Source organism: Streptomyces sp. NPDC021115, from assembly GCF_044333065.1.
Classification (GTDB): Bacteria; Actinomycetota; Actinomycetes; order Streptomycetales; family Streptomycetaceae; genus Streptomyces.
In genome coordinates this window covers 720,812-734,533 of sequence record NZ_JBIRQF010000003.1, presented here as the reverse complement: position 1 = coordinate 734,533, position 13,722 = coordinate 720,812, and the positions used below count along the sequence as shown (strand labels likewise).

Here is a 13,722-nt window from a genome sequence, read left to right as displayed (position 1 = left end):
GAGCCCGAGGTGGAACGATGAAACTGCGCTGTGCCGTGCTCGACGACTACCAGGACGTGGCCCTGTCCTCGGCCGACTGGTCGGGTGTCCGCGACGCGGTGGAGGTGGTGTCGCACCGGGACCGCTTCGCCGACCGGGACGCGCTGGTCGAGGCGATCGGGGACTGCGAGATCGTGGTCATCATGCGGGAGCGCACCCCGTTTCCCGCGGAGCTGTTCGCCCGGCTGCCCCGGCTCGGGCTGCTCATCACCACCGGGATGCGCAACGCGTCCGTCGATCTGGAGGCGGCCGCCCGGCACGGCGTCACCGTGTGCGGCACCGCCAGCTCCACTGAGCCGCCCGTCGAGCTGACCTGGGCGCTGATCCTGGGCCTGGCCCGCCACCTCGTGCGGGAGAGCACGGCACTGCGGGACGGCGGGCCGTGGCAGAGCACGGTCGGCATGGATCTGCACGGCCGTCGCCTCGGTCTGCTGGGGCTGGGCAAGATCGGCACCAAGGTGGCGCGGATCGGCCAGGCGTTCGGCATGGACGTGGTGGCCTGGAGCCAGAACCTCACGGCCGAACGGGCCGCGGCGGAGGGCGTCGGATTCGTCGCCTCCAAGGAGGAGCTGCTGGAGACCAGCGATGTGGTCTCGGTGCATCTGGTGCTGAGCGACCGCACCCGGGGGCTGCTCGGCCCGGCGGAGCTGCGCCGGATGCGCCCCACGGCGTACCTCGTGAACACCTCCCGCGCGGCCGTCGTGGACCAGGCGGCCCTCGCGGACGCCCTGCGGGGCGGCTGGATCGCGGGGGCGGGACTCGATGTGTTCGACGAGGAGCCGCTGGGTCCTGAGCATCCGTTCCGTACGCTGCCGAATCTGCTCGGCACCCCGCATCTGGGCTATGTGACCCGGCGCAACTACGAGGGCTACTACCGCGACGCGGTGGAGGACATCGGGGCCTATCTCGCCGGAGAGCCGGTCCGCGTCCTCGTCGCGCCCTAGGGGGTGTCCGTCAGGGTGTCCAGGGCCATGACGGCGACATGGAGCCGGGACCGCTGGGCGCCGGACTCCAGGCTGCCGCCGACCAGTCGCTCGATGGTGTGCAGCCGCTGGTAGAAGGCCTGCCGTGACAGCCCGGCCTGTTTGGCGGCGACCGACTTGTTGCCCGCGGCGTCGAGGTACTGGCGCAGGATGGCCAGCAGGTCGCCGCCGTGCCGTTCGTCGTGCTGCATCAGCCGCCCCAGCTGCCGCTCCACATAGTTCTGGACGCGGACGTCGTCGCGCAGCGTGTACAGCAGCTCCGGCAGCCCGAGGTCGGCGGACACATGGAAAGGCCGCCGCGGCGTGCCGGACCCGATGGCGTCCGCGACCTCCTCGGCCTGCCGGAACGACCGCGCCACCTGGTCGAGCGCGGTCACCCCGGGGCCGACCGCGAGGACGGCTTCCTCGCCGAGCGTTTCCTCGGTGACCCGGCCGATGCGCTCCACGACGGGCTGCCACGCGGCGGCGAGCGGCAGGGTGAGCAGGACGCCGGTGCGGTCCGGGGAGAGCCTGCCGACCAGGGCGTGGATTCCGGCGCCGCGCAGGTCGTCGCCGACCCTGCTGTCGAGGTCGGCGCGGTCGGCTGCGTCGGGCCGGTGGCGAAGAGCCAGGGCGATGAAGAGGTGGCCGACGGTCGGCAGGCCCAGGGCCTCGACCCGGATGCGGGACTCGGTGCGGCCGAGGGTCTTTCCGTGCCGCAGCTCCAGCAGGGCCGACGCGCGGGCCTCCCGGTCCCACTGGGTGTGGCCGGTCATCCGGGCCAGGGTGAGGGCGGTCGCGGCGCGCCGCAGGATCAGGGTGTGCTCGGCGCCGGAGGCCGGGCCGGTCTCGTCGGGCAGCGCGACGAGGCGCCCCCAGCGCTGTCCGTCGTGTTCGACGGGGGCCACCAGCCAGCCCTCGGGGCCGCTGGGTGCCGCGTGGTCGGGGGTGGGCGTGGCGCGTGAGCGGCGCTGCCACGCCTGGAGCAGCTGGCCGCCGGGGCGGCCAGCGGTACAGACGATCATGGCGTGGTGCACCAGGTTCTCCAGCACCACCGACCGTCCCATCAGGTCGGCCGCGACCTGGACCAGCTCTTCGGGGCGGGCGCCGCGCAGCGTCAGGTCGGTGAACAGCTCGTGGACCTGGTGGGAGCGGCGCAGCAGTTCGCCCTGGGCGTCGAGGATCAGCGCGTGGACGGTCTGGGTGACCTCGATGAAGCGGATGCCGTGGGAGAGCACGATCAGCGGGAGGTCCCGGGCCCGGCAGGCGGCCACGAGGTCCGGCGGCACCTGCTGGTAGCGGCGGCCCAGCTCCACGACAAGACCGGCCGCGCCGACGTCGGCGAGCTGGTCGGCGTAGCCGCGCAGCCGGGTGGGGTCGTTGGGCTGGGGCATGCCGGTGGTGAGCACCAGCTCGCCGCCCTCCAGGAACGACGCCGGGTCCAGCAGTTCGGTGACGTGGACCCAGCGGACGGGGCGGTTCAGCCGGTCCTCGCCCGCCATGACCCGGGGCAGTCCCGCGGCGATCACGGGCAGCCGCAGTACGTCGGCGACGGTGAGCAATGCCATCCGGCCAGCTCCCTCCCTGCGCTGTGCCCGCCGGGGCGGGCGGATCTCTGGAGTCCCGGCGGCGCCCGGGGAGGCGGGGCGCCGGGACTCCAGGATCTCAGGGACCCCGGGTTCTCCGGGTCGGCAGGTACTCAGGGCCGTCGGGTTCTCAGGGACGGCGGGCGATGAGGTCGGCGACGGTGGCGATGGGCGAGGTACGGGCGCGCCCGCCCGCCTCGTGCCGGTCCGCCAGCCGGTAGGCGACGTACAGTCCGCGCACCCCGAGCCAGCGGAACGGCTCCGGCTCCCAGGTGCCCGGGCGGTGCCCGGTCCACGGCAGCCGGGTCAGCCGGGTGTCCCGCTTCAGCACCAGGTCGGTGAGGGTACGGGCGGCCAGGTTGGTGGAGGTGACGCCGTGGCCGACGTAGCCGCCCGCCCAGCCGACGCCGGTGGCCGGGTCGAGGCCGACGGTGGCCGACCAGTCGCGGGGTACGGCGAGGACGCCGCACCAGGCGTGGTCGACGCGGACGCCGGTGGTCTGCGGCAGCATGCGCTGGAGGGTCTGGGTGAGCTGGAGGATCGTACGGTCGCTGACCCGGCCCGAGTCGTCGGTGCGGGAGCCGAAGCGGTACGGCACACCGCGCCCGCCGATGGCGATCCGGTCGTCCGGGGTGCGCTGGGCGTACATGTGGCCGTGTGCGGTGTCGCCGAGGGTTTCCCGGCCCTCCCAGCCGATCTCCTTCCAGACCTCGTCGGGCAGCGGCTCGGTCACGATCATCGAGCTGTTCATCGGGAGCCAGGCCCGCCTCAGCCCCTTGAGGGAGGCGGTGAACCCCTCGGTGGCGCGGAGCACCACGGGCGCGCTGACCGTGCCGTGCGCGGTGCGGGCGCGGCCGGGCTCGATGGCGGTGACGGGTGACTTCTCGTAGATGGTGACGCCGAGCCGTTCCACCGTCTCGGCGAGCCCCCGCACCAGGGCGGCGGGCTGGAGCCGGGCGCAGTGCGGGGTGTACGCGCCCGCGGTGACCCCGTCGATGGCGATGTGCCGGGCGGATTCGGCGGGGGTGAGCAGGACGGATTCCGGCACCCCCCACTCGTGGTCCTGCTCGATCTTGTGCCGCAGGCGGGTGGCCTGGGCGGGGGTGCGGGCGACCCGCAGGGTGCCGCCCTTGACGATGTCGGCGTCGATGCCCTCGCGCGCGGCGACGGCGATGACCTCGTCCACGGCCTCGTTCATGGCCCGCTGCCAGTCGAGGACGGCGTCGCGGCCGTACAGGCGGGCCAGCCGGTCGCGGGCGCCGGGGATCAGTCCGGAGGCCCAGCCGCCGTTGCGGCCGGAGGCACCGAAGCCCGCGAATTCGGCTTCCAGGACCGTGATGCGCAGGGAGGGGTCGGCCTGCTTGAGGTAGTAGGCGGTCCACAGCCCGGTCATTCCGGCGCCCACGACGCACACATCGGCGTCGCGGTCGCCGGGCAGCGCCGGGCGTGGGGCGGGCAGTTCGGCGAACCAGTGGGCGACGCGCCCGTTGACCGGTGCCGTGGTGGCGGACATGGGGTCCTCTCGCGGTGTGGGGGAGACGGCCGGGAGCCGGGTCAGACGCCGAGCAGGCCGGGCAGCTCGGACAGGTCCTTGATCTCCTCGTACGGCTGGTAGGCGGCCGAACCGGGGAAGCCGTACCGGTTGACCCAGATCCGCCGCATGCCCTCGTACCGCTTGGTCGGCATGATGTCGTACTCCCAGCCCTGGGCGGTGTGGATGATGTCCGCCGGGCCCCGCCCGGTGGCCTTCATGAGGTATTCGAAGGCCTGCGGCAGCGGCTTGAACGCGCCCGCCTGCTCGGCGGTGAGGACGTAGTCCCACTCCACGCCCAGCTCGTCGACGGCGTAGGTGATCAGGTCGTCCTCGCTGTTGGAGAGGATGGCGATGTCGTACTCGCTCTTCAGGCGGCGCAGCGCGTCGGGGACCTCGCGGAACGGCTTGAACCGCTTGATGGCCTCGATCAGCGCCTCGCCGTCCTCGTCGCGGTACGGCAGGCCGTGCAGCAGCATGACGTTGTGCAGGGTGCGGCGGACGGTCTCCCGGTACGGGCGGTAGTGGTCCACGACGCCCTGGAAGCGCATCACGTACGCGTCGTGGTGGAACTGCTTGGGGTCGACGCCGTATTCGGCGAGCCGGTCCTTGACGATCTCGTGGGTGGCGCTCTGGGTGTCGAAGTTGATGAGGGTGCGGTAGCAGTCGAAGGAGACGAGCTTGCGCATGGAGGTTTCCTTTCGGGGGATCAGGTCGGGGTTCAGGCGCGGCGGCTGGCTTCCGCCAGGCCGAGGTCCTTGGTCTCGGGGGCGAGGACGATGCACGCCACGAGGCCGATGAGGGTGATGCCCACGCCCATCGCGAGGGTGCCGCGGACGCCGAAGTCGACGGTGAGCATGGGCAGCAGGAAGGTGCTGGAGGCGGAGCCGACCCGGCTCATGGCGGTGGCCACGCCGACGCCGGTGGCGCGCAGGTCGGTGGGGAACAGCTCGCTCGGATACACGAACTGGAGCCCGCTGCCCGCGGCCTCGAAGAACTGGAATCCGGCGAAGAGGGCGACGACCAGGAACGCGTAGTGCAGGGGCAGCACGATCAGGGCGATGAGGCAGATGTTGATGCAGACGAAGCTGCCGATGAGCAGCGGCCGCCGTCCGATCCGGTTGACCACGAGCAGCCCGACCGCCGTACCGGCGACCGCGATGGTGGTGATGAGCGCGCTGGCGCCGAAGGTGCTGCCCACCCCGAACGACTCCAGCATCTGCGGCTGGAAGGACCGTACGGCGAAGGCGGGCGCCACCTGACAGATCCAGAACACCGAACAGAACAGGGCGGGGATGCCGTAGCCGCGGCGGAAGATCTCCGCCAGGTTGCCCAGGCCCGAGCCGCCGCGCCTGGCACCGCTCTCGGCGAGCAGTTCCTCGGTGCTGACCTCCTGCCGGAGATGGCGGCGTACGACCTCCTTGGCCTCCTCCACCCGGCCCCGGGAGGCCAGCCAGCGGGGTGACTCGGGCACTCCGGTCCGGAAGAAGATGAAGATCACGGCGGGGACCGCGCCGGAGGCCAGCATCCAGCGCCAGGCGTCGTCGCCGGTGCCCATCAGCAGCCACCCGGCCCAGAAGCTGACGCCGTAGCCGACCCACCAGGCGAGCACCAGGCCGGACAGGGCCGGGCCGCGTATCTTGCGCGGCACCAGTTCGGTGGTCAGGGCGGAGGCGATGGGGTAGTCCGCGCCGATCGCGATGCCGATCAGCAGCCTCAGCACCAGCAGCTGCCACGCCTCGGTGACGAAGAACTGGAGGGCCGAGAAGACCACGAAGGTCATCAGGTTGAGCACATACATCAGATGGCGGCCGACGCGGTCGGTGATGGGTCCGAAGACCGCGCCGCCGATGAAGACACCGACCAGGACGGAGGCGGCGATCAGCCCCTCCCACATGGTGTCCAGGCTGAGCGCCGGGGTGATCAGGCTGAGGGCGACGCCCATGATGCCCAGCAGATAGCCGTCGCAGAACGGCCCGCCCATGGCGACGGCCACCATCTTGCGGTGGAAGCCGGTGACGGGGGCTTCGTCGAGGCTGTGGGTCGGTGCGGTGGCTTCTGGTGTGGGGTGTGAAGGGTGGGACAAAGACATGCTTGAGACTCCTGGGGACGAGGAGGAGGCGCTGAGGCGCTGGGCGATGCGGCACGCAGATGTGGCACCGGGCGTCAAGCATTCGTGCGGGGCGCGGCGGGGGCCGCGGGGTGTGCTGCCGGGAACGGGCAGGTGACGGGATGACGGATGGCCATCACCATGGTTCAGCCGTCCGGGACCGTCAACGGCCATCCTGTTCCATCGCGGGCTCCGTGGTGGACACTGTGTCCGACGGTCCGCCACGGGGGCTGCGCAGGACTTTGGTCCCGGACCGTGGCCTCGTACGGGACACAGCGTCCACAACGGCCGGCCGGAGCGGACACTGTGCCCGTTGCCTGGTCACGCGGGGGCGGCCAGGGTGTGGGAATCCGTTGCGCACCCTTCCTGACCTCGGGAGAACCGTCATGACACTCCGGTGTGAGCCCCCGGGCGGCGTGAGCGAGCCGTCGGGAGGCGGCCGTGGGTGACCGGCGTGCCCCGCTCATCGTCTTGTACAACGACCACCTGCCGTACAACCGGGAGCGGATCGAGTCGCTGGCGCGGACCGTGTACGCGACCGAGGAGGAACTCCCCGCGGCCCTCCCCGGTGCGGACACCCTGCTCGCCTGGTGGCCGCTGAGCCCGGCCGTGGCCGCCTCGTGGCCCGACGATCCGGCGAAGGCGCCCCGCTGGGTGCATGTGGCCGCCGCGGGGGTGGACCCGTACCTGTTTCCCGCGCTGACCGGCAACCCCGATGTGGTGCTCACCAACTCGCGCGGGGTGTACGACCAGCCCATCGCCGAATACGTCCTCGGGCTGATCCTGTCCCTCGCCAAGGACTTCCCCGGCATGTGGGACCACCAGCGCGGCCGCCAGTGGCGGCCGCGTGACAGCGAGCGGGTCGGCGGGCGGACCGTGCTGGTCTGGGGCACCGGGTCCATCGGCCGGGCCGTGGCCCGGCTGCTGCGCGCGGTCGGCATGCGGGTGAGCGGCGCGGGCCGCGTCCCGCGCGCCGAGGACCCCGACTTCGGCACGGTGCACGGCCCGGCGACCCTGCGCACCGGGCTGGGCGAGGCCGATTACGTGGTGCTGGCCGCCCCGCTCACCCCGGCCACCCACGGCATGGTGGACGCCCCGGTGCTGGCGGCCATGAAGCCCGGCGCCCGGCTGGTCAACGTGGGGCGCGGCCAGCTGGTCGACGAGCCCGCCCTCGTCGAGGCCCTGACCGACGGCAGGCTGGCGGGCGCCGCGCTGGACGTGTTCGCCCGGGAGCCGCTGCCCGCCGCCTCCCCGCTGTGGGAGCTGCCGGGGGTCATCGTCTCCCCGCACACCGCGGGCGAGGTGGTCCACTGGCGCGACGACCTGGCCGAGCTGTTCCTGGACAACCTGCTCCGCAGGGCCGAGGGCCGTCCGCTGCGCAACGTGGTCGACAAGGAACTGGGTTACGTCAGGTAAGTGGTGGCCACCGCTCCGTTTCGTCTCCGCTCCGGCCGGAAAGCCGCAGGGGACGGGGAAAAACCCAACGGCCCGCGGACGGAGGGAACGTGGCGCACACCACACCAGGTCAGGACAACGGCGCCGAGCGTATCCGGGAGGACGACACCAGAGGACAGGGCACCCCGCCGACCCGGCGGGGGCTGCTCTCGGTGACGGCGGCAGCCGGGCTCGGTCTGCTCACCGGATGTGGCGAGCAGAGCACCGAATGGACCAAACCGGCCAGGAGCCCCACGCCCTCCAAGGGCCGCGAGACCTCCGCCGCGGGCTCGGACAACAGGGCGGCCTCCCCGTCGCCGAAGCCGACCAAGCGGCGGCCCGAACTCCCCCGCGGCGGCCGCGATCTGTCCCGGTACCGCCTGGTGGGGTACTGCGGACTGCCCGGCGCCGCCGCGCTCGGCCGGCTCGGCACCGGCGACCTGGACCAGCGGGTCAAGGAGATCGAGAAGACCGCGCGCGACTACGCCGCTGACCGGGAGCCGCTGCCGGTGCTCGAACTGCTCGCGACCGTGACCAACAGCTCCGCGGGGCCGGACGGCACCTATCGCACCCGTGTCCCGGACGACACGATCCGCCGTTTCCACAAGGCGGCCCGGCGCCATGACGCGATGCTGCTGCTCAACATCCAGCCGGGGCGGGCGGCGGCGCTGGACGAGGTCAAGGCGCTGCGCAAGTGGCTGGTCGAGCCCGACGTGGGCATCGCGCTGGACCCCGAGTGGGACATGGGCCCGGGCGAGGTGCCGGGCGACACCTACGGCCACACCAGCGGCCAGGAGCTGACCGACGTGGCGCGCTATGTGTCCGACGTCGTGGCGGAACACGATCTGCCGGAGAAGCCGCTCGTCTTCCACCAGGTGGCTGTGTCCGTGGTCAGCGATCAGTCCGCGCTGCGCCCGCAGCCCGGCGTCGTCCTGATCAAGAGCGCGGACGGCATCGGCTCGCCGGGCATGAAGCGGGACACCTGGCGGCAGCTGGTCAAGGACCAGCCGGAGGGCGTACGCACCGGCTTCAAGCTCTTCTACGAGGAGGACGCCGAGGTCAGCCGGCTGATGACGCCGAAGGAGGTGCTGGCGCTGCGGCCACGGCCGGACTATGTGATGTTCGAGTGACACGCATGAGGCCGCCCCCGGCCCGTGAGAGGGGCCGGGGGCGGCCTCGTGTCGCGTCTGACGGCGCCGGGGTCAGGGCTGCGGCGCCGTGGGAACGGCGACCCGCTCGTGTTCCTCGCGCTCGCCCGTACCGGGCCGGGTGAAGCGCATCAGGACGCAGGCGCCCGCGTACAGCACCGCCACCACCAGCAGCAGGGCCTGGTAGCCGGTGACCAGTGCGAGGTATTCGAGGGTGCCGCCGACCAGCGAGCCGAGCAGGTTGGCGCCAAAGGCCGACGTGGGATCGGAGGCCGCGGCGAGGCGGTCGGAGAAGATGAGGTTGGCGCAGAAGATGGGGGCGAAGGCCAGCGCGATCGCGGCGGCCAGACGCCCGGCGAAGGGCAGCCCGAGCACCAGATGGGCCGGGATGAGCCAGGAGACGGCCAGGGTCGCGAACAGCAGGAGCTGGAGCGCCGTCTGGTTGAGCTTGCGGATCCGCCGCCGCACCTCGACCGCGGACAGCACCGCCAGCAGCACCCCGGCGAACACCATGGCGTTGACCAGCCAGGTGGTGCCGAAGTACAGCGCGAAGCCGATGACGTTCTTCGTCTCCAGCAGCATGAAGGCGGCACCGAGCAGGAACATGTCGGCGTATCGGACGGTCCGCCGCAGCTTCACACCGGTCAGCCGCACCGACCCCAGGGTCACCAGCAGGATCGCGCCCAGCACACCGAGGTAGAGGGTGGGAATGGTGCGGTGCAGCAGATACGGGAACGGATGGTCGTCGGTCGCGGCCTTCGGCACCGGCCCGGACGCCTTCCACGTGGCGCCGCAGGACTGGGCGGCCGGGGTGGTGCCGGCGACGAGGACCGCGGCCCGCTTGTTGCCGTAGTGGGTGATGCAGGGGGCGTGCCCGAAGACGGAGGTGAGGGTGCCGCCGAAGCGGTCGATGAGCCAGTTCTGCCGGTAGTAGTTGTACATGGCGAACGCGCCGCCGGGTGCCAGGTGGCGATGGGCCGCCTCGAACGCCTGCCGGGTGAACAGATAGCTCTCCAGGCGCAGATTGCTGGCCCCTGACACCAGGGTCAGGGAGTCAGGCAGCGCGAGGACGACCAGGTCGTAGCGGGCGTCGGTCTGCTCCAGGAAGGCCCGCCCGTCGTTGATGTGGACGTGCACCCGGGGGTTGTCGTACGGCCGGGCCGGGTGCAGGGAGGCGCCGATCTCCTGGAGCCTCGGGTCGATCTCCACCGCGTCCACGCGCCGGGCCCCGTGGGCGAGGGCGAGGGCGACGTCGTTGCCGTTGCCCGCGCCGATGACCAGCACCCGGCGGTGGGAGTTGCGCGGGGTCTCGCGGTAGGGCTGCTCGTACGGTGACCCCGGCTTCGTCAGCGCCTTCATCGGGGCGATGGACTGATGCGGAACACCGTTGGCGGCGATGTTGTAGTCACGGGCGGTCGAGTCCGACCGCTTGACCTCGATCTTGTAGTACGGCGACCAGGAGATGCCGGTGGCCGCCGACTCCAGGGCCAGCACCGCCACCATCACGGCCAGCGGGATCGTGTACCGGATGGTATTGCGCCGCCCGCCCAGCACCAGCATCGCCAGCGCCGCCAGCACACCCCACACCACCGAAGGGGCGCGCAGCCAGGACAGCAGCGCGAAGGACACCGAGCCGGTGAGGGAGCCGAGCAGGTCGAAGCGGTACGCCTCAAGAGACGGCAGCCGCCGGAACTGGTCGGCGGTCATCTTGCCGATGGCCGCCATGATGAGCGCGGTCAGCCCGAACAGCACGGGCAGGGTGACCCACTGCGGCAGACCGGTGGTCTTCACGGCGGTGAAGTAGATGACCTCGCCGCTGCTCTGCCGCACCTGGACCGGGAACTCCCGGACCAGCACGACGAGGACGGCCAGCGGGATGGGCGCCCAGCGGGTGAGCCACTGCCCGCGGCCGGCGGGAAGGAGGAATCCGAGGCCGATTCCGAGGAACGAGCCCAGGAGGATGAAGTTCGAGAAATAGCTCAGATGGACGATATTGGCGCCGGTCCACCGGATCAGCGCCAGCTCGACGAAGAGCATGGTGGCGCTGGCCAGCAGCAGCCTCGCGCGCACGTTTTGCGGTCCAGGGCTGTGCTCCATGTCGGCCCACGCTGTCATCCGACACGGGGCAGGTCGAGCACCAGCAGGGCGGTCCGACCGCCCCCGGAGCACATCTCACCTGATGGGCCCAACGGCCGGGCGGGGTGGCGGCGGCGCTGTTGCGGGCCGGGTGTCCGGAGCGAAAATGGTGGTGCCCGTCTCTGTTGTGCTTGTCCACCGGAGAGAAGGTGCACACCATGCCGAGGGGATCGAGCTCGAAGCGCGAGAGACAGTACGAACACATCAAGAAGGGCGCGGAGCAGCGCGGCGCGAGCGAGCGCCGGGCCAAGGAGATGGCCGCCCGGACGGTGAACAAGGAGCGCGCCCGCACCGGGGAGTCCCGGACCGCGAGCCGCGTCTCCACCGAGGACATGGCGCCCTCGCGGCGCGGCGGCCAGCGCTCGCACTCCGGGGCGCAGGGCCCCACCCGCGACCAGCTCTACGCCGAGGCCAAGCGCCGGAACATCGAGGGCCGCTCCCATATGACCAAGTCCCAGCTGAAGAAGGCCCTGGGGAAGTAGGCCGGTCCTTCGGCGGCGGCCCGGGGCCCGGGCCGCCGCCGTAGCTCCGCCCGTGCTTAGAAGGCGCCGCTGTACGCGTTGAGCGCGGGCTGGCCGCCGAGGTGGGCGTACAGCACGGTGGAGTCGGCGGGGATGTCGCCCTTGCGTACGAGGTCGATGAGCCCGGCCATGGACTTGCCCTCGTACACCGGGTCGAGGATCACGCCCTCCAGGCCGCCGGTGAGGCGAATGGCGTCGACGGTGGAGGCCACCGGGACGCCGTAGGCGTCGCCCGCCCAGCCCTCCAGCAGAGTGATCTCCTCGTCGCGCAGGTCCCGGCCGATGCTGATCAGCTCCGCGGTGTTCCGCGCGATCTTCTCCACCTTCGCGCGGGTCTCGGCCGGTTTCGCGGAGGCGTCGATGCCCAGCACCCGGCGGGGGCGGTCCTGCCCGGCGAACCCCGCGATCATCCCGGCCTGGGTGGAGCCGGTGACGCTGCACACCACGATGGTGTCGAAGAACACGCCCAGCTCGCGCTCCTGCCGCTCGACCTCGTACGCCCAGTTGGCGAAGCCCAGCCCGCCCAGCGGATGGTCCGAGGCACCGGCCGGGATCGGGTACGGCCTACCGCCCGCGGCGCGCACCTCCTCCAGCGCGTGGGTCCAGCTGTCCTTGACGCCGATGCCGAACCCGGCGTCGACCAGCCGGACGTCCGCCCCCATCAGGCGGGACAGCAGGATGTTGCCGACCTTGTCGTTGACCGCGTCGGGCCAGTCCACCCAGCTCTCCTGCACCAGGACGGCCTTCAGCCCCAGCCGGGCGGCCACGGCCGCGACCTGGCGGGTGTGGTTGGACTGCACCCCGCCGATGCTCACCAGGGTGTCGGCGCCCTGCCGCAGCGCCTCGGGGACCAGGTATTCGAGCTTGCGGGTCTTGTTGCCTCCGTAGGCGAGCCCGCTGTTGCAGTCCTCGCGCTTGGCCCAGATACGGGGCCCGCCCAGGTGGTCGCTGAGGCGGTCGAGCGGGTGGACGGGGCTGGGGCCGAAGAGGAGGGGGTGGCGGGGGAAGTCGTCGAGGGGCATGACGTGCTCCATGGGGCCGGGGACGTGCGCCGTGGTGTGTTCGCCGCGGTCAGTGTGGAGCCCTACCCCGTCGCACGACCGGCCTATGCGTGTAGTCCGTTGGAGTCGGTCGGCGCGCCCGTTCCACCGATCGCGGCGGACCATCGAAGCCAGTGCCCCTGTCCGTCCCACTCCTCCAGGGGAGCCGCGATCATGCCGCTGTACTTCGCCGACTCGTCCGAATCACTGGTCCCCGACGCGCACGCCGGTTTCGCCACCGCCCACGCCGCCCTCGTGGAACACCATCCCGGCCACGGATACTTCCGTTCCCGGGTCACCTCGCCCGCCCGCCGGGTCGGGCTGGTCTCCGGCGGCGGGTCCGGCCATGAACCGCTGCACGCCGGATTCGTCGGTGCCGGGATACTGGACGCCGCCTGCCCCGGCCGGATCTTCGCCTCGCCGCACAACCGGCAGATCTTCGAGGCCAGCCGCTCCGTCGCCGGGGACGACGGTGTGCTGCACCTGGTCAAGAACTACACCGGCGACCGCATCAACTTCGGCATCGCCGCCGAACGCCTCCACCACGAGGGCATCCGCTGCGAGCGGGTCCTGATCGACGACGACCTCGCCACCGACTCCGACGAGATCGCCGTCGGGCGGCGCGGCACCGGCGCCACCCTGATCGTGGAGAAGATCCTCGGCGCCGCCGCCGACGAGGGGCGCGGCCTGGACGAACTCGTGGCGCTCGGCGTCGATCTGACCCGCCGCGCCCGCAGCCTCGCCGTCGCGTCCGCCGCGCACACCACCCCCGCCTCCGGGGCCCCGGCGTTCGACCTGCCCGAGGACGTGCTGGAGTTCGGCGTCGGCATCCACGGCGAGCGCGCCGACAAGACCGTGCCGTACGCCCCGCTCAGCAAGCTGGTCGAGACCATGGTGGACCGGCTGCTGGCCGCCCTCCCCCCTGGTCCGCGGCCCCGGGTTCTCGCGCTGGTCAACGGGCTGGGCTCGGTCACCTCGCTGGAGCTGTACGGGATCCACCACCTCCTCGCCAAGGCCCTCGACGCCCGGGACACCGCCCTCGACCGGTCCCTGACCGGCACCTTCGTCAGCGCCCTCGACATGCGTGGCTTCTCGCTGTCGCTGCTCGCCACCGACGACGAGGTCCTGCGGCTGTGGGACGCCCCCGCCCGCACCCCGTCCTGGCCCCTGTGACCCCGACCGCCGGTCCCCCGACGCCGCAAGGAGCCCCGCGCC

11 protein-coding genes are annotated in these 13,722 nt (G+C 72.0%); 5 read left to right on the top strand and 6 right to left on the bottom strand.

From position 1 onward, the window contains the following. Window positions 1-17: 17 nt before the first annotated feature. Window positions 18-983 carry a D-2-hydroxyacid dehydrogenase family protein gene (locus ACH4TL_RS13290; protein ID WP_398326962.1) on the top strand — a complete coding sequence of 322 codons (966 nt, stop codon included), beginning with the start codon at window positions 18-20 and terminating at the stop codon, window positions 981-983. Here ACH4TL_RS13290 and ACH4TL_RS13285 read toward each other — a convergent pair. The 4 genes from ACH4TL_RS13285 to ACH4TL_RS13270 all read right to left on the bottom strand — a co-directional run bounded on the left by ACH4TL_RS13285 (window position 980) and on the right by ACH4TL_RS13270 (window position 6,210). Next, window positions 980-2,569 carry a PucR family transcriptional regulator gene (locus tag ACH4TL_RS13285; RefSeq protein WP_398326959.1) on the bottom strand — a complete coding sequence of 530 codons (1,590 nt, stop codon included), beginning with the start codon at window positions 2,567-2,569 and terminating at the stop codon, window positions 980-982. The two genes, ACH4TL_RS13290 and ACH4TL_RS13285, sit on opposite strands and share 4 nt — an antisense overlap. Before the next feature lie 148 nt (window positions 2,570-2,717). Then, the gene (locus tag ACH4TL_RS13280; RefSeq protein ID WP_398326956.1) at window positions 2,718-4,100 is read right to left on the bottom strand and encodes an NAD(P)/FAD-dependent oxidoreductase; all 1,383 of its coding nucleotides are present in this window, start codon (window positions 4,098-4,100) and stop codon (window positions 2,718-2,720) included. Window positions 4,101-4,141: 41 nt separating this feature from the next. Next, window positions 4,142-4,807 carry an HAD-IA family hydrolase gene (locus ACH4TL_RS13275; RefSeq protein WP_398326953.1) on the bottom strand — a complete coding sequence of 222 codons (666 nt, stop codon included), beginning with the start codon at window positions 4,805-4,807 and terminating at the stop codon, window positions 4,142-4,144. 32 nt (window positions 4,808-4,839) lie between these two features. Next, window positions 4,840-6,210: an MFS transporter gene (locus tag ACH4TL_RS13270; RefSeq protein WP_398326950.1), complete on the bottom strand. Its 1,371-nt coding sequence runs from the start codon at window positions 6,208-6,210 to the stop codon at window positions 4,840-4,842. Between the two features lie 459 nt (window positions 6,211-6,669). On the opposite strand from ACH4TL_RS13270, the gene ACH4TL_RS13265 reads away from it, so the two are divergent. Further along, the gene (locus ACH4TL_RS13265; RefSeq protein WP_398326947.1) at window positions 6,670-7,644 is read left to right on the top strand and encodes a D-2-hydroxyacid dehydrogenase; all 975 of its coding nucleotides are present in this window, start codon (window positions 6,670-6,672) and stop codon (window positions 7,642-7,644) included. An 89-nt stretch (window positions 7,645-7,733) separates the two neighbouring features. After that, window positions 7,734-8,792 carry a hypothetical protein gene (locus ACH4TL_RS13260; protein ID WP_398326944.1) on the top strand — a complete coding sequence of 353 codons (1,059 nt, stop codon included), beginning with the start codon at window positions 7,734-7,736 and terminating at the stop codon, window positions 8,790-8,792. A 72-nt stretch (window positions 8,793-8,864) separates the two neighbouring features. On the opposite strand, the gene ACH4TL_RS13255 is transcribed toward ACH4TL_RS13260, so the two are convergent. Further along, on the bottom strand, window positions 8,865-10,880 hold the full coding sequence (locus ACH4TL_RS13255; protein WP_398326941.1) for a spermidine synthase: 2,016 nt from the start codon (window positions 10,878-10,880) through the stop codon (window positions 8,865-8,867). 224 nt (window positions 10,881-11,104) lie between these two features. Between ACH4TL_RS13255 and ACH4TL_RS13250 the strand changes: the two genes are divergently transcribed. Continuing rightward, complete coding sequence (locus ACH4TL_RS13250) at window positions 11,105-11,428, top strand: plasmid stabilization protein (RefSeq protein ID WP_398326938.1); 324 nt, start codon at window positions 11,105-11,107, stop codon at window positions 11,426-11,428. A gap of 56 nt (window positions 11,429-11,484) precedes the next feature. Here the strand turns inward: ACH4TL_RS13250 and ACH4TL_RS13245 are convergent, their stop codons facing one another. Next, window positions 11,485-12,489 carry a 1-aminocyclopropane-1-carboxylate deaminase gene (locus ACH4TL_RS13245; RefSeq protein ID WP_398326935.1) on the bottom strand — a complete coding sequence of 335 codons (1,005 nt, stop codon included), beginning with the start codon at window positions 12,487-12,489 and terminating at the stop codon, window positions 11,485-11,487. 192 nt (window positions 12,490-12,681) lie between these two features. Between ACH4TL_RS13245 and ACH4TL_RS13240 the strand changes: the two genes are divergently transcribed. Further along, a complete protein-coding gene (locus ACH4TL_RS13240; protein ID WP_398326932.1) occupies window positions 12,682-13,680 on the top strand; it encodes a dihydroxyacetone kinase subunit DhaK in 999 nt (332 codons plus the stop codon). Window positions 13,681-13,722 lie beyond the last annotated feature (42 nt).